The 18,304-nt window shown below is 67.8% G+C and carries 16 protein-coding genes; 4 read left to right on the forward strand and 12 right to left on the reverse strand.

The window, feature by feature from the left end; translation table 11 throughout:
- Positions 1-183 precede the first annotated feature (183 nt).
- The gene (locus tag ACODRV_RS03395) at positions 184-612 is read left to right on the forward strand and encodes a DUF2141 domain-containing protein (RefSeq protein ID WP_141626206.1); all 429 of its coding nucleotides are present in this window, start codon (positions 184-186) and stop codon (positions 610-612) included.
- Positions 613-682: 70 nt separating this feature from the next.
- Here ACODRV_RS03395 and leuB read toward each other — a convergent pair whose 3' ends face one another.
- The 10 genes from leuB to ACODRV_RS03445 form a co-directional block, all read right to left on the reverse strand.
- Positions 683-1,783, reverse strand: a complete 1,101-nt coding sequence (gene leuB / locus ACODRV_RS03400; RefSeq protein ID WP_141626207.1) for a 3-isopropylmalate dehydrogenase — start codon at positions 1,781-1,783, stop codon at positions 683-685.
- The gene (gene leuD, locus ACODRV_RS03405; RefSeq protein ID WP_488907413.1) at positions 1,783-2,367 is read right to left on the reverse strand and encodes a 3-isopropylmalate dehydratase small subunit; all 585 of its coding nucleotides are present in this window, start codon (positions 2,365-2,367) and stop codon (positions 1,783-1,785) included. The genes leuB and leuD overlap by 1 nt, the downstream gene beginning before the upstream one ends.
- The gene (gene leuC, locus ACODRV_RS03410; protein WP_488907414.1) at positions 2,360-3,817 is read right to left on the reverse strand and encodes a 3-isopropylmalate dehydratase large subunit; all 1,458 of its coding nucleotides are present in this window, start codon (positions 3,815-3,817) and stop codon (positions 2,360-2,362) included. Before leuC ends, leuD begins: the two co-directional genes overlap by 8 nt.
- Complete coding sequence (locus tag ACODRV_RS03415; RefSeq protein ID WP_488907415.1) at positions 3,810-4,775, reverse strand: branched-chain amino acid transaminase; 966 nt, start codon at positions 4,773-4,775, stop codon at positions 3,810-3,812. Before ACODRV_RS03415 ends, leuC begins: the two co-directional genes overlap by 8 nt.
- On the reverse strand, positions 4,759-5,988 hold the full coding sequence (locus tag ACODRV_RS03420; protein ID WP_141626211.1) for a 2-isopropylmalate synthase: 1,230 nt from the start codon (positions 5,986-5,988) through the stop codon (positions 4,759-4,761). Before ACODRV_RS03420 ends, ACODRV_RS03415 begins: the two co-directional genes overlap by 17 nt.
- Positions 5,985-6,248 carry an ACT domain-containing protein gene (locus tag ACODRV_RS03425; protein ID WP_141626212.1) on the reverse strand — a complete coding sequence of 88 codons (264 nt, stop codon included), beginning with the start codon at positions 6,246-6,248 and terminating at the stop codon, positions 5,985-5,987. The genes ACODRV_RS03420 and ACODRV_RS03425 overlap by 4 nt, the downstream gene beginning before the upstream one ends.
- 3 nt (positions 6,249-6,251) lie before the next feature.
- A complete protein-coding gene (gene ilvG / locus ACODRV_RS03430; RefSeq protein ID WP_141626213.1) occupies positions 6,252-7,958 on the reverse strand; it encodes an acetolactate synthase 2 catalytic subunit in 1,707 nt (568 codons plus the stop codon).
- A 3-nt stretch (positions 7,959-7,961) separates the two neighbouring features.
- Positions 7,962-8,975: a ketol-acid reductoisomerase gene (ilvC, locus tag ACODRV_RS03435; protein ID WP_141626214.1), complete on the reverse strand. Its 1,014-nt coding sequence runs from the start codon at positions 8,973-8,975 to the stop codon at positions 7,962-7,964.
- Between the two features lie 3 nt (positions 8,976-8,978).
- Complete coding sequence (gene ilvD / locus ACODRV_RS03440) at positions 8,979-10,724, reverse strand: dihydroxy-acid dehydratase (RefSeq protein ID WP_488907416.1); 1,746 nt, start codon at positions 10,722-10,724, stop codon at positions 8,979-8,981.
- A 100-nt stretch (positions 10,725-10,824) separates the two neighbouring features.
- Positions 10,825-10,977: a hypothetical protein gene (locus ACODRV_RS03445; protein ID WP_168196797.1), complete on the reverse strand. Its 153-nt coding sequence runs from the start codon at positions 10,975-10,977 to the stop codon at positions 10,825-10,827.
- A gap of 241 nt (positions 10,978-11,218) precedes the next feature.
- Here ACODRV_RS03445 and ACODRV_RS03450 point away from each other — a divergent pair, with 241 nt between their 5' ends.
- Positions 11,219-12,019 carry a TonB family protein gene (locus ACODRV_RS03450; protein ID WP_141626216.1) on the forward strand — a complete coding sequence of 267 codons (801 nt, stop codon included), beginning with the start codon at positions 11,219-11,221 and terminating at the stop codon, positions 12,017-12,019.
- A gap of 9 nt (positions 12,020-12,028) precedes the next feature.
- Here the strand turns inward: ACODRV_RS03450 and ACODRV_RS03455 are convergent, their stop codons facing one another.
- Positions 12,029-13,171 (reverse strand): cytochrome-c peroxidase, encoded by a 1,143-nt coding sequence (locus ACODRV_RS03455; protein WP_488907417.1) that lies wholly within the window; start codon positions 13,169-13,171, stop codon positions 12,029-12,031.
- On the reverse strand, positions 13,168-15,699 hold the full coding sequence (locus ACODRV_RS03460) for a TonB-dependent receptor (protein ID WP_488907418.1): 2,532 nt from the start codon (positions 15,697-15,699) through the stop codon (positions 13,168-13,170). Before ACODRV_RS03460 ends, ACODRV_RS03455 begins: the two co-directional genes overlap by 4 nt.
- Positions 15,700-16,152: 453 nt before the next feature.
- Here ACODRV_RS03460 and ACODRV_RS03465 point away from each other — a divergent pair, with 453 nt between their 5' ends.
- Positions 16,153-17,061, forward strand: a complete 909-nt coding sequence (locus tag ACODRV_RS03465) for a hypothetical protein (protein WP_240811748.1) — start codon at positions 16,153-16,155, stop codon at positions 17,059-17,061.
- 60 nt (positions 17,062-17,121) lie between these two features.
- On the forward strand, positions 17,122-18,216 hold the full coding sequence (locus ACODRV_RS03470) for a glycosyltransferase family 4 protein (RefSeq protein ID WP_488907419.1): 1,095 nt from the start codon (positions 17,122-17,124) through the stop codon (positions 18,214-18,216).
- Positions 18,217-18,304 lie beyond the last annotated feature (88 nt).

Below are 18,304 nucleotides of genomic sequence, written 5' to 3' on the forward strand. Positions count from 1 at the left end.
CCCCCTCGCCGTCAACCCGAAAGGTGAAAAATTGCGCGTGACCTGCACCGGTGCGGCCCGGTGAGCACGGCGCGACCCTGTGGCCCGACCGTGAGAAGCAGTGAGACTGAATTTGACACAGAGAACTTTAGAATGCAAAGTACTCTTCATGAGGCGGGGCTGGCCCGCTTTTGGAGACCTGTCATGAATAAGATCATCCTTGCGGCCTTGGCCGCCGCATCCTGCCTCGCCGCCGCCCCCGCGCTTGCAGGAGACGTCACCGTGACCCTGACCGGCGTGCAGGCGCGCGGCGGCCAACTGCTGGCCGCCCTGCAAACGCGGGATCAGTTCCTGCAACCCGCCGGGACCTACGGCGATGTCGTGCGCAATCCGGAGGCCGGGACGGTCACCGTGACTTTCCGCGACGTGGCGCCCGGCGACTATTCGCTGTCGGTCCTGCACGACGTCGACAGCAACGGGCAAATGAAGATTGAGGGCGGCATGCCGGCGGAGGGCTGGGCCATGGTCAACGGCGCGGCCCTCCGCGCGGCGCCGACATGGGACCAGGTGAAGTTCACGGTCCCGGCCAGCGGCGACAGCCGCCTGACCGTGCCGATGCAATATCCTCGCTGACGCAGAACGCCCCGCCCCTCGAGAGAGAGGCGGGGCGCTTCAATTTCGGGCTATGCCGATCAGGCCCGGTTCAGGCCCAGTGCATCTGGACGCGATGAGCGGCGGCCCAGTGGATGGCGCGCAGCCCGTCGATCACGGCGTTGGCGGCGGCGCGGGTGCCCAGCTCCCCGCCCAGATCGGCGGTGACGGCTCCGGCTGACAGGACGGCGGCGCAGGCGGCTTCGATGGAGCCGGCTTCGTCCTCCAGTCCCAGGCTGTGACGCAACAGCAGGGCGGCGGACAGGATGGTGCCGACCGGGTTGGCCTTGTCCTGACCGGCGATGTCCGGCGCCGAGCCGTGGATCGGTTCGAACAGGCCCGGACCGCTGGAGCCCAGCGAGGCCGAGGGCAGCAGGCCGATGGAGCCGCCCAGCACCGAAATCTCGTCCGACAGGATGTCGCCGAACATGTTTTCGGTCAGGATGACGTCGTACTCGCGCGGCTTGCGGATCAGGTGCATGGCCATGGAGTCGACCAAGGCGTGCTCCAGTTCGATACGCGGGAACTCCTCGGCATGGACGCGGCTGACGACCTCGCGCCAGAGGCGGCTGGTTTCCATGACGTTGGCCTTGTCGACCGAAGTGACCTTGCCGCGACGCTGCTGGGCGGTCTGGAAGGCGGCGCGGGCGACGCGTTCGATCTCCGGCACGGTGTATTCGCAAAGGTCGGTGGCGCGGTCGGCGGTGCGGGTCTTTTCCCCGAAATAGATGCCGCCGGTCAGCTCGCGGAAGACGATCAGATCGACGCCCTCGACGATCTCCTTCTTCAGCGGCGAACGGTGGGCCAGCACCGGCGAGACCTGCAGGGGACGCAGGTTGGCGTACAGGCCCATGGCCTTGCGCAGGCCCAGCAGGCCTTCTTCCGGACGGCGTTTGCCGCCATCCCACTTCGGTCCGCCCACGGCGCCCAGCAGCACTGCGTCGGCGGCCAGACAGGCGGCGGCGGTTTCCGGCGGCAGGGGGTCGCCCGTGGCGTCGATGGCCGCGCCGCCGATCAGGTGTTCGCTGAAGTTGAAGGTGTGACCGAAGAAGTCGCCGACGACCGTCAGCACGGCCTTGGCCGCGTGGGTTACTTCGGGGCCGACGCCGTCACCGGGCAGGACGACGATGTCATAGGTCTTGGAGGCGGGCATCAGACGGTCTCTTTCCGGCGTTCAAAGGCTTCGATGTCAGGCAGGCGGGCTTGCAGCCAACCGAGGGTGTCGACCCCGTCCAGCAGGCACTGGCGGGCGAAACTCTCCACCGCGAATGCGACAGGCGGTGCATTGCCGCGCTGGATGGTTGAGGTTTCCAGATCAATGGTGATCGGCTGGTCGGCGTGGGCGGCCAGATCGTCCCAGGTCGCCTGATCGACGACGATGGGCAGGAAGCCGTTCTTCAGGGCGTTGGAGGTGAAGATGTCGGCGATCTCGGTCGAGACGACGGCGCGGAAGCCGTAGTCCATCAGCGCCCAGGGAGCGTGTTCACGCGACGAGCCGCAGGCGAAATTTTTCCCCGCCAGCAGGATGCGGCGCTCGGTCGGGTCGATCCGGTTCAGGATGGCTTCAGGCTTGGGCGAGCCGTCGGACTCATAACGCCAGTCGTAGAAGGCCCATGCGCCCAGACCCTCGCGGCTGGTCGTGCTCAGGAAGCGGCCGGGGATGATCTGGTCGGTGTCGATGTTCGACTGTGACAGGACCACGGCTTTTGAGGTCAGGGATTTGAAGGGCTCAGGCATTTTGGGCTCCTACCGCCTCGCGCGCGGCGCTCGGCTGCTTGAGGAGGGCGGCCTCCTGCAGAAACACGCGCGGGTCGGTCAGGACACCGGTGATGGCGGTCGCCGCCGCCGTGGCGGGGCTGGCCAGAATGGTGCGCGAACCGGGGCCCTGACGGCCCTCGAAATTGCGGTTGGAGGTGGAGACCGCCAGTTGGCCCGGAGCCACCATGTCGCCGTTCATGGCCAGACACATGGAGCAGCCCGGGATGCGCCACTCGGCCCCCGCGTCGGTGAAGACCGTGTGCAGCCCTTCGGCTTCGGCGTCGCGACGGACGGCCTCCGAGCCGGGAACGACCAGCATGCGCAGGCCCGGCTTCACCTTGCGGCCGCGCAAGACTTCCGCGGCGGCGCGCAGGTCGGGCAGGCGGCCGTTGGTGCAACTGCCGATGAAAACGACATCGACCGCATGGCCGGTGGTCGCCTCGCCGGGGGTGAAGCCCATATAGGCCAGCGCCTTTTCGCCGGAGGCGTCGTACGGAGCCGGGACGGGCTCGCCGATGGCCGAGCCCGCGTCCGGGGTGGTGCCCCAGGTCGCCATGGGGCGGATGGCGCCGCCGTCGATGTGGACTTCGGCATCATAGATCGCGCCGGGGTCGGAGGCCAGCGACAGCCAGTCGGCGACGGTCTGGTCCCAGACGGCGGCGTCGGGCGCGTGCTTGCGGCCCTTCAGCCAGTTCACGGTGGTCTGATCCGGAGCGATCATGCCCGCGCGGGCGCCCGCCTCGATCGACATGTTGCAGACGGTCATCCGCCCTTCCATGTCCAGCGACCGGATGGCCTCGCCGGCGTATTCGACCACGAAGCCGGTGCCGCCGCCGAAGCCCAGACGGGCGATGATGGCCAGCGCCACGTCCTTGCCCGAGACGCCGGGCTGCAGCTGTCCGTCCACGGTGACGCGCATGGTCCTCGCCTTGCGCTGCAACAGGCATTGGGTGGCCAGCACATGGCCGACCTCGGAGGTGCCGATGCCGAAGGCCAGGGCTCCGAACGCGCCGTGGGTGGCCGTGTGGCTGTCGCCGCAGACGACAGTCATGCCGGGCTGGGTCAGGCCCAGTTCCGGTCCCATGACGTGCACCACGCCGCGATCCGCCGAGTCCCAGCCCGCCAGCGAGACGCCGTGCCGGGCGCAGTTGGCTTCCAGCGTCTCGACCTGCGCCCTGGAGGCCGGCGTGTAGTAGGGGCGCTCGCCGCTCGCGTCCGCGGGCAGGGTGGGGGTGGAGTGATCCAGGGTGGCGAAGGTGCGGTCGGGACGACGCACCTTCAGGCCCCGGCTCTCGATCTCGGAGAAGGCCTGCGGACTGGTGACCTCGTGGACCAGATGCAGGTCGATGTAGAGCACCGCCGGGGCGTCAGGCGTTTCCGCCTGCACCACGTGCCGGTTCCAGACCTTCTCGAACAGGGTCTCAGGCATATTCGGCCTCGCGCTGCGGAGCCGGGGCGGGGGCGTTGATCGGCTCCAGCCAGCTGAGGCGATCCGGCGTGGCGCCGGTGAACAGGCCGCGGAAGGCGGCGTTGACCGCCTTGGTCACCGGCCCCGGCCCCGCGGCGCGGGTGGCGATGCCGTCCACGGAGCGGACCGGGGTGATCTCGGCGGCCGTGCCGGTCATGAAGATCTCGTCGGCGACATAGAGGGCCTCGCGCGGCAGGATCTGTTCGCGGGTCTCGTACCCCAGACCGCGCGCCAGCTTCAGCACGCTGTCGCGGGTGATGCCCATCAGGATGGAGGCGGCGGCGGGCGGGGTGATGATCTCGCCGTCCTTGACGATGAACAGGTTCTCGCCGGCCCCTTCCGACAGGCGGCCGTCGGTGCCCAGGGCGATGCCTTCACCGAAGCCGCCGACCCGGGCTTCGCGCCCGATCAGATAGGACGACAGATAGTTGCCGCCCGCCTTGGCGCCCGAGGGCACGGTGTTGGGGGCGATTCGCGACCAGCTGGCCACGCAGGCGTCGACGCCCTTTTCCAGCGCCTCCTCGCCCAGATAGGCGCCCCACGGGAAGGCGGCGATGGCGACATCGACGTTCATATTCTGGGGAGAGGGCGTCACCCCCATGCCGCAGGCGCCGAGGAAGGCGATGGGGCGGATGTAGGCGGACGTCAGCCCGGTTGATCGCACGGTGGCGCGGCAGGCCTCGACCAGCTCGTCGACTGTGTACGGCAGTTCGAAGTGATACATGCGGGCGCTGTCGAACAGTCGGCGCACATGGTCTGTCAGGCGGAAACCGCAGGGACCGTCCGGGGTGTCATAGACGCGAATGCCCTCGAACACCGAGGTGCCATAGTGCAGGGCGTGGCTCATCACGTGAACCTTGGCGTCGGCCCAGGGCGTCAGCTCGCCATTGACCCAGATATGTTCAGCCAGCGGCTGCATACGCGTACTCCTGTCGGGGGGCGGCGTCCGGGCGCGAGGCCTCGATGATCGCCAGCAATTCGTGGTCGTTGATCTCGCCGATCTCGTCGGCGCGGCGTTTGAAGCCCGCGAAGGCGGCGGCCAAATGGGCGCCGGATACGGGTTGGCCCAGCGCCTCGGCGCGCTTGGCGACCGCATGGCGGCCCGAGTGCTTGCCCAGTACGAACCAGGTGCCTTCGAAGCCGACATCCTGAGGGCGCATGATTTCGTAGGTCGACGGGTCGGCCATCATGCCGTGCTGGTGGATGCCCGCCTCGTGGGCGAAGGCGTTCAGACCGACGATGGCCTTGTTGCGCACGACCGGGGTGTGGGTGATCTCGCTGAGCAGGCGGCTGGCGCGGACCAGATGGGTGGCGTCCACGCCGGTGTGCAGGCCGTAGCGATCCGACCGGGTGCGGATGGCCATGACCATTTCCTCGATCGAGGCGTTGCCCGCCCGTTCGCCGATGCCGTTGATGGCGCCCTCGACCTGACGCGCCCCGGCTTCGACCGCTGAGAGGGAGTTGGCGACGGCCATGCCCAGATCGTCATGACAGTGGGCCGAGAAGACCACGTGTGGATGACGCACGCGGACCGCGGCCATCAGGTTGCGGTAAATCTCGGCGATCTCGCCCGGCGTGGAGTAACCGACGGTGTCGGGAATGTTCAGGGTGGTGGCGCCCGCGGCGGCGGCGACTTCGCACACCTCGGCCAGGAATTCCGGCTCGGTGCGGATGGCGTCCTCGGGGCTGAACTCCACGTCCTCGAAGCGGGTGCGGGCATAGGCGACCGAACGCTCGGCGGCTGCCAGCACCTCGGCCTTCGACATCTTCAGCTTGGCCGACCTATGGATCGGGCTGGTGCCCAGGAATACGTGGATGCGGCGCTCCTGAGTGCCGCTCAGGGCGCGGTACGCAGCATCGATGTCGGACTCGTTGGAGCGGGCCAGCGAGCAGAAGACGGGGCCCTCCACCTCGCCGGCCACACGGCGCACGCATTCTTCGTCTCCGGGTGAGGCGGCGGCGAAACCGGCCTCGACCACATCGACCTTCAGGTCCGCCAGCACGCGGGCCATGCGGACCTTGTCCTCCGGCCCCATGGAGAAGCCGGGCGCCTGTTCGCCGTCGCGCAAGGTGGTGTCGAAGACGATGACCCGGTTCGGATCGGCGGCGACGGCCTTTTGAACCTTGGTCATGCCGCTACCTCAGGATGGAAGGACGAGGCGGAAGCGCTGACGCGGGTGACGCCGAACAGCTTGTCGATCTGTCGGCCCAGGGTCCGGGTGCAACGGGCGGCGTCGCGGCCGCGCACGGCCATTTCGATTCGGCGTGCCGGGCCCTCATCGCGCATGGTGATGCCATCGATGTGGAAGCCGCGACGCTCAACCAGACCGATCAGGCGCTGAAGCGAGCCGTCGGCGCGATCAATGTTCAGGTGCAGGGTTTCGGTGCTCATGGCTCAGGCGCCTTCCATCATTTCAGCGTTGCTCTTTCCGGGCGGGACCAGCGGCCACACGTTTTCCCGGGGGTCGATAATCACGTGCGCGAGGCAGGGGCCGTCGGCGGCCAGCAGGCGGGCGATCCCGGCCTGGACCTCCTCGCGTCGGCTAATTCGGAAGGCTTCGATCCCGAAGGCCTCGGCGACCTTCACGAAGTCCGGATTGTCGGACAGGTCGATCTCCGAGTAGTTGCCGTCGAAGAACAGCTCCTGCCACTGGCGGACCAGACCCAGGGAGCTGTTGTCCAGCAGCAGAACCTTCACCGGGATGCCGTAGCGGCGCAGGGTGGCCAGCTCCTGCACGTTCATCATGAAGCCGCCGTCGCCGGCGATGACGACGACCGTGGCGTCCGGATCGGACAGCTTGGCGCCTATACCGGCGGGCAGGCCGAAGCCCATGGCGCCCAGGCCGCCGGAGGTGATGTGGGCTTCCGGCTTTGCGAACCGACAGTGCTGGGCGGCCCACATCTGGTGCTGGCCGACGTCGCAGGCGGCGACGAAGTCATCACCGGCGGCTTCCGAGATCGCCTTCAGCAGGGCCGGGGCGTAGACGCCTTCGCCCGGAGCGTCGGCGTAGCGGAAGGCGGTGCGCTGAACCCGGCTGGCGCAGTGGATCATCCACGGATCAATGGCCGGACCCTTGCCCGCCAGATGGGCGGTCAGGGCCTCGACGCCCGGCGCCAGCTCACCCGCGACCGGAATCCAGGTCTCGCGCAGCTTGCCGATCTCGGACGCGTCGATGTCGAAATGGATGACGCGGGCGTGGGGGGCGAACTCAGCCAGCTTGCCGGTGGCGCGGTCGTCGAAGCGGGCGCCGAAGACGATCAGCAGATCGGCTTCCTGCACGGCCTCGTTGGCCGCGCGCGTGCCGTGCATGCCCAGCATGCCCTGGAAGCCTGGAGCGTCGGTCGGGATCGTGCCCAGCGCGTTCAGGGTCGCGACCGACGGGATGCCAGTGGCCTCCGCGAAGGCGCGGACCTGCTCTGTCGCGCCGCCGATCTTCACGCCGCCGCCGACATAGATCAGTGGCCGTTGCGCGGCGCGGATGGCGTCCGCGGCCGCGGCGATGGCGTCGTGGTCCACCGGAACGACGGTGTTCGGATAGCTGAAGCCGAAGTCCTCGGTGGTCTGACCGACCTGAACGTCCTTGGGCAGGTCGACCAGAACCGGACCGGGGCGGCCCGAGGCGGCGATATGGAAGGCTTCCTCGATGGCGGCCGGAACATCGGCCGGATCGCGGACCAGGATGGAGTGCTTCACGATCGGCAGGGTGACGCCCAGGATATCGATTTCCTGGAAGGCGTCGGTGCCCATGACGCCTTGCGCGACGTTACCGGTGATGCAGACGACCGGGATGGAATCCATCATCGCATTGGCGATGCCGGTGATCAGGTTGGTGGCGCCGGGACCGGAGGTGGCCATGCAGACCCCGACCTTGCCGCTGCGACGGGCCCAGGCGTCGGCGGCGAAGGCGGCGGCCTGTTCATGACGGACCAGGATGTGGCGCAGGTTCGATCCGGCCAGGGCGTCATAGACGGGCATGATCGCGCCGCCCGGATAGCCGAACACGACCTCAACCCCCAGCCGCTCCAGGGTGGAGACGAGCAGGCGGGCGCCGCTTTTCGGGGCGGCGGCGGGTTCAGACATACGGGCGGCGGAGGCGGTCATGGTTCAGGCGGCTTCCGATTTGGGGGCGTGCAGCCAGGCCATGCGCTCGCGCAGTTTCGCGCCGGTCCGTTCGATGGGCTGTTCGCCGTCAGCCTTGACCCAGGCGTCGTAGCGGGGCTTGCCCGCCTCGTTCTCGGCGATCCATTCGCTGGCGAACTGACCCGACTGGATTTCATCCAGAATGGTCTTCATGCGGGCGCGGGTTTCGTCGGTGATGACGCGCGGGCCTGACTTGACCGAGCCCCACTTGGCCGTTTCCGAGATGAACTCGTTCATCCTGGTGATGCCGCCTTCGTAGAACAGGTCCACGATCAGCTTCAGCTCGTGCATACACTCGAAGTAGGCGATCTCGGGCTGGTAGCCGGCCTCGACCAGGGTGTTGAACCCGGACATGACCAGCTCCTTGGCGCCGCCGCACAGGACGGCCTGTTCGCCGAACAGGTCGGTCTCGGTCTCCTCGCGGAAGGTGGTCTCCAGCAGGCCGCCGGTCGCGCCGCCGTTGCCTTTGGCGTAGCCCATGGCGCGGTCGCGGGCCTTGCCGGTCGCATCCTTCTCGATGGCGAACAGGGAGGGGACGCCCCGGCCGCGCTGGTATTCACGGCGGACCAGATCGCCCGGGCCCTTGGGGGCGACCAGGATGACGTCCATGTCCTCGCGCGGCGTGATGCGGCCGTAGATGATCGAGAAGCCGTGGGCGAACAGGATGGCGGCGCCCTGTTTGGCGTTCGGCTCGATGATGTCGCGATAGACCTCGGCCTGGATCATGTCCGGCGTCAGGATGGCGATGATGTCCGCGCCCTTGACCGCCTCGGCGGGTTCGGCGGTCGGGACGCCGTCGGCGGTGGCGTTGCGCCAGCCCTTGCCGCCTTCGCGGACGCCCGCGACCACATCATGGCCAGAGTCCTTCAGGTTCTGGGCATGGGCCCGGCCCTGCGAGCCGTAGCCGATGATGGCGATGCGCTGACCGGCGATGGCGCCGGGGCGAATATCGTCGTTGGTGTAGATGGTGATGGCCATGGTTCAGGCGTCCTCTCGGGCGGCGCGGGTTTCGGTCTCGGCGGGACGCTGGACCGGGGGCGGGTTGGGAATGGTCACGGCGCCTTGGGCGGCGGAGGCCACCGAGGCGCGGTACTTGGCGAAGACACCGTGCGCCGGGCGGATGGTGTGTGGGGCGAAGTCCGCCCGGCGCGTCGCCAGATCGACGCCGATGACGTCGATGCGGCGATGGGTGACGTCGATGGCGATACGGTCGCCGTCGCGGATCAGGGCGATGGGGCCGCCGACCGCCGCTTCCGGCGAGACGTGTCCGGCGACGAAGCCGTAGCTGGCGCCCGAGAAACGGCCATCGGTGATCAGGGCGACGTCGTGCACGCCGCGACCCTTCAGGGCGGCGGTGACCTGCAGCATCTCGCGCATGCCGGGGCCGCCCTTGGGGCCTTCGTAGCGGATGATGATGACGTCGCCTTCGCCGACCGATCCGTCCTGAACGGCGTGGAAGGCGTCTTCCTCGCTGTCGAAGACACAGGCCGGGCCTTCGAAGCGATCGACCTGGTGGCCGGTCAGCTTGATGACCGCGCCGTCCGGGGCGACGTCGCCGTAGATGACGGCGAAGCTGCCGCGATCCATGACGGGGGCGTCGAAGGTGGCGACCACCTGCTGGCCCGGGGTCTCCTCGGCTTCGGCGGCCTCGGCGAACAGGCTGCGGCCGGAGACCGTGGGCGCGTTCACGATCTTGCCCGCTTCGGCCATTCGCTGGGTGACCAGACGGGTGCCGCCCGCGGCGAACAGGTGCGAGGCCAGGAAGCGGCCGCCCGGCTTCAGGTCGCAGATGACGGGGGCGTCGACGCAAGCCTGATGGCAGTCCTCGACGCCGAACTCGACCCCGGCTTCGGCGGCGATGGCGGTGAGGTGCATGACGGCGTTGGTCGAGCCGCCCGAGGCCGAGACGGCGACGGCGGCGTTCCGCAGGCTGGCGCGGGTGATGTATTTGCGGGCGCTGTCGCCGGCGAAGACGCGTTCGACGATCAGGCGACCGCAGCGCTCGCCCTCGGCGGCCTTGGCCGGATCGACGGCGGGAACGTCATTGGCGCCCATCGGGGACAGACCCATGACCGACAGGGCCATGGCCATGGTGTTGGCGGTGAACTGGCCGCCGCAGGCGCCGGCGCCGGGGCAGACCGCCGTTTCGACGGCTTTCAGGCCTGCGTCGTCCAGGGCTCCGGCGGCGTGGGCGCCGATGGCCTCGAAGATCTCCTGAACCGAGACCTCCTTCTGGCCGATGGTCCCCGGCATGATGGTACCGCCGTAGTAGACCAGCCCCGGGATATCCATGCGGGCCAGCGCCATGGCGGCGGCCGGTATGGTCTTGTCGCAGCCGACGATGCAGATGACGCCGTCCAGCTGATGGCCTTCGACGGCCAGCTCGATGCTGTCGGCGACGACCTCGCGGCTGATCAGCGAGGCCTTCATGCCGGGCGTGCCCATCGAGATGCCGTCGGTCACGACGATGGTGTTGAAGTCGACCGGATAGCCGCCCGCGGCGATGATCCCGGCGCGCACGTCGGCGGCCAGACGGTCCAGGTGCATGTTGCACGGCGTGACCGAGGACCAGGTGTTGACCACCGCGATCATCGGCTTGTCGAAATCGGCGTCCTGCATGCCGGCGGCGCGCAGGTAGCTGCGGGCCGCGGCGCGGTTCGGGCCGGCCGTAACCGCGCGACTTCTCGCGTTAGGGGGACGGTCGTTAGAGGTGAAATCTTGCGTCATTGCGAAGGGTCGCTCCGGAGGTGTCCGGATCGCGCACAACAAAAAACCCGCTTCCTGGTTGGAAGCGGGTGGCTGCGGGCGATCCTGATTTTGCGTTAGGTCAGGTCACGTGCGTCCACACCGCTCCGGTAAGGAGGGCGAGCGATACAGCGATAATAAGGGTGTTCAGGGCCAGTTGGACCGAAGGCGCACGCGTGGCCGCGATCGCCTTGGCGGCGCTCTTGCGGTCAACGATGTGGACGCGATTGGCCACGGGGGCTCCTGTTCAACGCCGTTAAGAAACCATGCCTCGCTGCGCCGCACAAGACCGTTAAGCAAAATTCTTGCGCAGCGGGACGGGGAGGGACCAGTTTGCGCAGAAAATCACCGATGTCCGCAGCGGGATTTTCACGTGCGGCAGGTGTGGAATTTGCGAGTGATTATCGCTATTCACTGCCCATGTTTTCGTTCCCCGCCCCGCGATCCGCACGCCTGACAAAGGACGACTGACGGACATGGCGGCGATCCCTCTCACAGGCAGGCCGGAGCCACAGTCGCAACAGGCGAAGGGCCACCGCGGTGGCCGGTTCGCGGCCTATGGCATCGCGGCGGCGGCCCATGCCGGTCTGGTGATGCTGATCGGCCTGCAGGCGGCGCCGTCGTCGGACGGAGGGGCGGCTCCGGTGATCAATCTGATGCTCGAGCCCTCGCCGCGCTTCGACTCCGAGACGCCGCCCGCCGTCGCTTCCATGGCTGAGCAGGAGGCGCCGGCTGCGGCGCGGCCCCAGCCGGTGGCCGCACCGCTACGTCTCCGTCAGACGATCTCCTCCATTCCGTCCGACCTGACCCTGCCGCCGCCGGTCAAACTCAACGAGCCGACCCCTCGCGTTCACAACGCCCGGGACACCGGGGATCGGCAGGGGACAGCGCGTAACGCCGAGGGAGCCGGTTCAGGGCCGATATCGGCGGACGCTTCCCTCAACGGGGCCACGCAGGGCGGCGGGGGGCAAGCGCTGGGCGCCGCCGCCGCCGCCGACACGGACGTCTACTTCGCCCGGGTGCTGGCCTGGATCGAGCAGCACAAGCGCCATCCCGGCGACGCACAGGGCTTGGTGACCGTCAGCTTCCGGCTGGATCGCCGCGGGCGGGTCAGCGGCCTGCGTCTGGTGCGGTCCAGCGGTGTTCGGGCGCTGGACCGGTCGGCCATGGATCAGATCGCGTCGACCCAGCCGTTCCCGCGCCCGGAGCCCGGAGCCCGGTGGGCGTCGCGGGAGTTCACGGTGAACATGGACTACCGGACCCGTCCGGGGCGCTGATCCACAACCTCAGAGCGTCTCCAGGAAGGCGACGAGGTCGTCGATCTCTTCCTCGGTCAGGTTCAGCGGCTGCAGCATAGGGTCGGTCCTGGGGAACAGGGGATCGTCCTCCTGCGCGGCCGTCGGACGCGGATGGGCGCCGCCGGCGTTGTAGAAGCGGACGATGCCCTCAAGGCTCGGGAACAGACCGTTGTGCATCCAAGGTCCTGTACGCGATGTGCTGAGCAGGCTTGGCGTGCGGAAGGCGCCCACATCCCGCGCCAGCCCCGTGACCTCGTACCGGCCCAGATCCTCGCGCTCGCGGCCATAGAAGGTTAGGCCGAGATTATGGAACTTGCCGTCGCTGAACACCGGGCCGCTGTGGCAACTGGCGCAGGCGGCCTTGGTGCGGAACAGGTGCAGGCCGCGCAACTGCTGGTCATTCAGCGCGCTCCGCTGGCCATCGATGAAACGTCGCCACCGGACCTGACCGGGACGCAGGTTTCGTTGGAAGGACGCCAACGCCTTGGCGATCCGGTCGATGGTGATGGTTTCGTCTCCGAAGGCCTTGCGGAAGTCTTCGGCGTAGGATGGTTCGGCCGCGATCCGGGCCTCGATCTCGGGCAGGGCTCCGGCCATCTCCAGCGGATCGACGATGGGGTGCAGGCTCTGGGCTTCGAGCGTGTCGGAGCGTCCGTCCCAGAACAGCACCGGCATGTGACCGGACGCCGCCACGGAGGGGGAGTTGCGGCGTCCGCGCCGGCGATCATGGCCAAAGGATGTGCGCAGGCCGTCGGCGAAACCGAGCTCGCGCGCATGGCAGGATGCGCAGGCGATCTGACCGGAGGCTGAAAGGCGGGGGTCATCAAACAGGCGTTGGCCCAGCGCGACCTTTTCCGGCGTCGTGGGATTGTCGGCGGGAGCGGGCGCCGGGGGCAGGGGACCGAGTTCCGTGAAAGCCGCGCCGTCCCTCAGGACAGGCGCCGGCCAGGTCTCTGGCGCGCCCGAATAGGCCGCGCGCAAGTCTTCCGCCGTCGGGTGTTCGGGCAGTACGACCCGTATCGGCGCCGCGCTTTCCTGAGCGCGCACGCCGTCGAACGCCCACGCCCCGGCGATCAGGCTGATCGCCAGGACGAGGGACGCCGGAACGGCGCTTCCAGGAATGGTCTTCAATAGCGGAATTTGACCGAAACCCATGCGTTGCGACCCAGCTGATAGGGCTGGCTGGTCGACTCGTAGTCCTGATTGAGGACTGTGTTGAAGACGTTGTTGACCCGGGCGTCCACGCTGACGGTGCCCCAGGACGTGCGGGCCACGTCGGCCTCCACGCTCAGATTCACATCGACCGAGTCGGAGAAGTCGACCTTGTCGTAGACGTCGTAGTTCGTGCCGCCGACGTTGATGTTTGCGCCGGTGTCGGCGACCACCTCGATGCCCTGACGGTATCGGGCGTTGACGTTGGTGCGGACGCGACCGTCGAACCAGCGCGCGCTCCAGTCGCCGTTGAGCATGAAGGGCGAGGCGTAGTCCTCGAGCTGGTTGTCCGACAGGGCCTGGATCAGGTCGACCACCTGGCCCTGGTAATAGACCATCACGCCCGACAGCTCGACCTCGTCCGACATGTCGAACAGGCTGAGGTTGGTGGCGTCGGTGTGCGAGAAATTGGTGCTGAAGGTCAGGGTGTGATCCGCGCCGATCGGGCGGGTGTATTCCAGTGACAGGCCCTTGTAGCTGCGCTCGCCGTCATTGGCGCCGTAGTAGACCGACCGCGTCGCCGTCGTGCCGGTTTCCCTGTCGTATATCTCGGTGAAGCGGACCGAACGCGAGATCTGGTCGCGGCCTTCGCGGATGACGCCCTTGACGCGGTACTGACCGCCGATCCAGCCCAGCGGCCCGGTCAGGGCCAGGGTGGCTTCGTCAGAGTAGGGCGTGTCCAGACCAAGGCCCGAGTAGCGGTTGCTGTCGGTGTGGTTGGTCAGCACCCAGTTGTCGCTCCAGCGACGCTCGGTCCCGACGATGGTCGGGGTGCGAGTGTAGGTGCGGGTCACCCCCGCGCCCTCGCGCAGGGCGTAACCGACGAAGCTGCGGTTATAGTAGCGGTTCAGGCCCGCCGTGACGTTGATTTCGGCCCACGACAGGTCACGCGACACCGACAGGCGCGGCGCGATGTTGTGGTTGTCCAGGAAGGTTTCGTGGTCGTAGCGCAGGCCGGCGCGGATATCGAAGCCGGCGACATCGAATTGATACTCCGCCCACAGGCCGTAGGAGTTGATCTCTGCGTCGGCGTCGAAGGCGCCGTAGCGCAGCTGGGTCGTCAGGGCATAGGCGCCGTTGCGGCAGGCCAGGCTCTCGCCGAGGGTGCAGACCGTGTTGACGTTGATGTTGGCGCTCAGGTGGGAAATCAGCTCCTGCGGTCGCTCGCGGTGGGCCTGAATGTGCGAAATCTCGAACCCGCCGGCGAGATTGCCGAAGCCCAGCGGCTGCTCCCACTCGCCCTTCAGCGTCGTGGCCTGCTGGTCCTGATAGAAGTCACCCGCGGCGCCAATGGTGCATGACGATCCGGTCGAACAGCCGGTCATGCCGGGCGCGGAGCTGGAGATGTTGAAGGTGCCCCAGGGGGCGTCGCGGTCGTTGTCGGTGTCAGCGTGGGTGAGGTCGAGGCTCCAGATCGCGTCGCCGCGCGTGCCGTCCAGACCGAGACGGGTCGTCAGGCCGCCGCCGTTCGAGATGATCTGGTTGTCGTAGGCGGTGTTGGTCTGGCGGGCCTCGCTCTCATAGGGGGCGTAGGTCACCTGACCCGTCAGCTGGATCGAGTCGGTGAGATTGTACTCGCCCTTGAGCAGATAGTTCTCGGCCTTGCTACGTTGGCCCCATTCCCCCCACGCGGTGTAGAGGGCGCCGGGGAAGTTGGTCACCGTGGCGTTGGTCTGGTTGTAGCCGGCCAGCAGTCGCAGGCGCTCATTGATCGGCAGATCGACGTTGAAGCCGAAGCGCTCCTTCTCGAACGTCGGTTCAGCCGGGCGGGCGCCCGAGCCGTAGCTGTCGCGGGCCAGATCGGACATCCGGTACTCGGCCATGCCGTCGCTGGTCATGCCGTAATAGGTCTGGAAGCCGAAGGTATGCGCGGGCGCGCGGGTGTTGATCTCGACGACGCCGCCCTGGAAGTCTCCGTAGCGGGCCGAGACGTTGGAGTCGCGAATCGTCAGGTCGCCGATCAGGCTGGTGTCCACCCAGTGCGTCTGGGCCGAGGCCGCGGCGACGCCGGTGCCGGTGAAGTCGCCCGGGAGCGCGTCATCGTCGTAGCCGTAGTTGTTCACCCCCACCCCATCGAGGATGAACAGGTTGTCGTTCACCGATCCGCCCGAGATGGACAGGGTCTCGGGGCGCAAATCCTGCAGCGACTCGCGGGTCGCATTGCCCGCCGAGTTGCTGAACTGCGCCGTCGGCAGGATGCGCAGGATGCTGTTCACATCGCCGGACCCGGGCGCACGGCTCTGGATCGCTTCGAAATTCAGGGTGGTGGAGCCGGACTCGCCGCCCGAGCCATAAACCGGCGCGGCCGGCGGCGTGGTCGTGGTGTCATCCACGACCACCGTCGGAACAGCCTGGGTCGACGGCGCCGCGGTCTGCGCCGCGGCGATGCCTGCGTGAGTGAAAAGGGCCGCCGCCGCTGCGGAGGAAAGGAGATGACGCGTGATCATGGATGCACCCCGAACTTTGAGGCCGCCGGGTTATCCGTGCTTATGTGAATTTGCAAATCATTATCACAAAATTGACCCGGAGCGGCGCGGGCCGTGGTCCGGTATCAATTCCGGCGTGTGAGGGGGGCTGTTTCCCGCGTTGACGGCCCGGGCGGTCGGGCAAACCGGTGAGAACCGAAGACCGCTGCGATGTGTCGGCTGTGGAACTGACGGCGGGAGCGCCGGTGCGGGGGGGGGGGCCTGCTCCGAACCGGTCCTTCGGTCAGGCCCTGCAGATTCTTTTGAGGCAAGCGGCGGGCGGCGGCGTCTTACCCGGTGAGACCTTACAGGCCCTCTGTGCGTTACCTCGCGCCCAGCCCCGGCTACTTCTGCCCGGGGGCGGTCCAAAGAGATGTTGATGTGATGAAGACCTCGACGCCCAAATCGGCCTATCTCCGATGGCTCTCCGGAGCAATGAGCCGTCCCGCCGGCGCAGCCCGGGTGCTGGATGCGCCCGATGACCTCGTTCTGGGCTACGCCACCGGCTACGACGCGGCGATGATCGCGCCCTTCGTGCGGTCGCTGCGGGCGGTTTTCGACGGCGCCGTCGCCCTGGTGGTGGATCGCCGCGCCGATGTTCTTGAACTGCTGGCCGAGCATGGCGTGGACGCGGTTCATCCCGAGGCTGTTGAGGGTTGGGAGCCGCATCCGGTGATGTCGCGCTTCGCCGCCTATGCGGCCCTGATCGAACGCTATCCGAACGCCGTCGATGTGCTGCTGACCGATGTGCGCGACGTGGTCTTCCAGTCCGAGCCGTTCGGGCCGCCGCCGCGTCGGCTGGAGGTCTTCGTCGAGAACGAAGGCGGCGTTCTGCGCGATCACGCCTTCAACATGAAGCATATGACGGCCCTGGTCGGCGAGGAGATGACCGCCACCCTGGCCGACAAGCCCTGCATCTGCGTCGGGACGGTGATGGGCCCGCGCGATGACGTGGCCCGCTTCTGTCGGATGATCCTGATGCTGGCCGCCATACCAAGGTCGCAGATCGGCGGGGCCTTCGGCGCCGATCAGGCGGCCTGCAATCTGGCTGTGCATATGGATCTGGTGCGAGCCGAGGTGAAGCCCAATTTCGGCCGGGTCGCCACCCTTGGAATGACGCCCGGCGCCGGATTGAGCGTCGTGGACGGCAAGGTGTTCAACCCCGATGGAAGCATCAGCCCCATCGTCCACCAGCATGACCGCCACCCCCATCTGGCCGGGCCCCTGCACGCGTTGTGGGGTGGGGACATGCGTTACTGCGAGCGCAATCAGCCGAAGACGGCCGCCGACCGCGGGCGGAAGTGGAGGCAGTCGCTGATGCGTCGCCTGCCGGAACTGCGTTGATCCCCTGGAACCGCCGCCGTCCGTCCGGCGTGACCTGTCCGCTAAAGAGGGCGGTCTGATATGCGTGTCGCCGTGGTCATGCCGCGCGGGAGCCTGATGGAGCGGGGGCGCGCCAACTCCATGGAGACTGTCGCCGCCGTCCTGAACGCCCGTAGCCGCTATGGCGCCGATGTTCGGATTATCTGCGATGCAGGTGCGGTCGATCCTGTCTTGCCGGATCTCATCACTGTTCCGGGCGGCCTGGGCAAGGCGGCGCGGACAAAGGCGGTCGCCGGCCTGCTGCGCGACCTCGCCCCCGATATCGTCGAGTACCATCAGCAACTGGGGCCCGCTGCGGAACTGGCGCGAGGGCTGCCGGGCCCCGTCCACGTTCTGTATCGCCACACCCGGATCAAACCGCCGGGTAATCTGTTCGAGCGTTTCCGCTATCGCCGTCGTCTTCGGGCGTTTGATCACCTGCTGTTCGTCAGTGACGCCGCTTGCGCCGAATTTCGGGCCGACTATCCGGGCTTCGGCGGTTCGCTTTCGGCGGTCTGCAACCCCATCGACATTGGTGTCTGGGGCGGGAGCGCCGAGCAGAAGGAGCCCCTTATCCTGTTCGTGGGTCGCGCCATGCCGGAGAAGGGAATGGACGCCTTTTGCACGGCGTTGGCGGCGGTGCTTGACCGTCATCGGGACTGGCGCGGCGCACTGATGCTGGGCGACTGGGAAAAGCACTCTGGCTGGGCGGCGCCGCATGTCGAGGCGCTGGCCCGCTTCGGCGACCGGGTCGAGGTGCATCGTTCCGCGCCTGTGGCGGACGTGGTGGCGATGACCCGCCGCGCCGCCATCGCCGTGACGCCTTCCCGGGTAGCAGAGGCGCTGGGCCTGACCGCGCTTGAGGCCCATGCGGCTGGAGCGGCCCTGGTGTCATCGGGCCGGGGGGGCTTGCGCGAAGCCAGCGGTCCGCACGCCCTCTATGTCGATCCGCCAGAAGCGCCGGGCCTGACCGAGGCGATCCTGAGGCTGGTCGAGGACCCCCATCTGCGCCGCGTCATGGCCCGTGCCGGACAGGTCCGGGTGATGGCCACCCACACGCCGGAGGCTCGGGTCGTGCAACTGGATGATCTTCGCCAAAAACTGGTCGATGCGCGGACGAGATCGCTGACCCGGTGACAGCCGGCGTCATGAGCCGGTTTGACCCGCTCCCGTCGCAGATCAACCGCCCGTGTCGGCTTTGACGCCGTCAATCGGGTGCAGGACA

The organism is Brevundimonas sp. FG8, assembly GCF_057808845.1.

Coding starts and splice junctions, on each gene's coding strand:
- ACODRV_RS03470 (WP_488907419.1), top strand. CDS start 17,122: ATGCGTGTCGCCGTGGTCATGCCGCGCGGGAGCCTGATGGAGCGGGGG.
- ACODRV_RS03420 (WP_141626211.1), bottom strand. CDS start 5,988: ATGACCAAGGTTCAAAAGGCCGTCGCCGCCGATCCGAACCGGGTCATC.
- ACODRV_RS03395 (WP_141626206.1), top strand. CDS start 184: ATGAATAAGATCATCCTTGCGGCCTTGGCCGCCGCATCCTGCCTCGCC.
- leuD (WP_488907413.1), bottom strand. CDS start 2,367: ATGCCTGAGCCCTTCAAATCCCTGACCTCAAAAGCCGTGGTCCTGTCA.
- ACODRV_RS03425 (WP_141626212.1), bottom strand. CDS start 6,248: ATGAGCACCGAAACCCTGCACCTGAACATTGATCGCGCCGACGGCTCG.
- ACODRV_RS03450 (WP_141626216.1), top strand. CDS start 11,219: ATGGCGGCGATCCCTCTCACAGGCAGGCCGGAGCCACAGTCGCAACAG.
- ACODRV_RS03465 (WP_240811748.1), top strand. CDS start 16,153: ATGAGCCGTCCCGCCGGCGCAGCCCGGGTGCTGGATGCGCCCGATGAC.
- ACODRV_RS03460 (WP_488907418.1), bottom strand. CDS start 15,699: ATGATCACGCGTCATCTCCTTTCCTCCGCAGCGGCGGCGGCCCTTTTC.
- ilvG (WP_141626213.1), bottom strand. CDS start 7,958: ATGACCGCCTCCGCCGCCCGTATGTCTGAACCCGCCGCCGCCCCGAAA.
- leuB (WP_141626207.1), bottom strand. CDS start 1,783: ATGCCCGCCTCCAAGACCTATGACATCGTCGTCCTGCCCGGTGACGGC.
- ilvD (WP_488907416.1), bottom strand. CDS start 10,724: ATGACGCAAGATTTCACCTCTAACGACCGTCCCCCTAACGCGAGAAGT.
- ilvC (WP_141626214.1), bottom strand. CDS start 8,975: ATGGCCATCACCATCTACACCAACGACGATATTCGCCCCGGCGCCATC.
- leuC (WP_488907414.1), bottom strand. CDS start 3,817: ATGCCTGAGACCCTGTTCGAGAAGGTCTGGAACCGGCACGTGGTGCAG.
- ACODRV_RS03415 (WP_488907415.1), bottom strand. CDS start 4,775: ATGCAGCCGCTGGCTGAACATATCTGGGTCAATGGCGAGCTGACGCCC.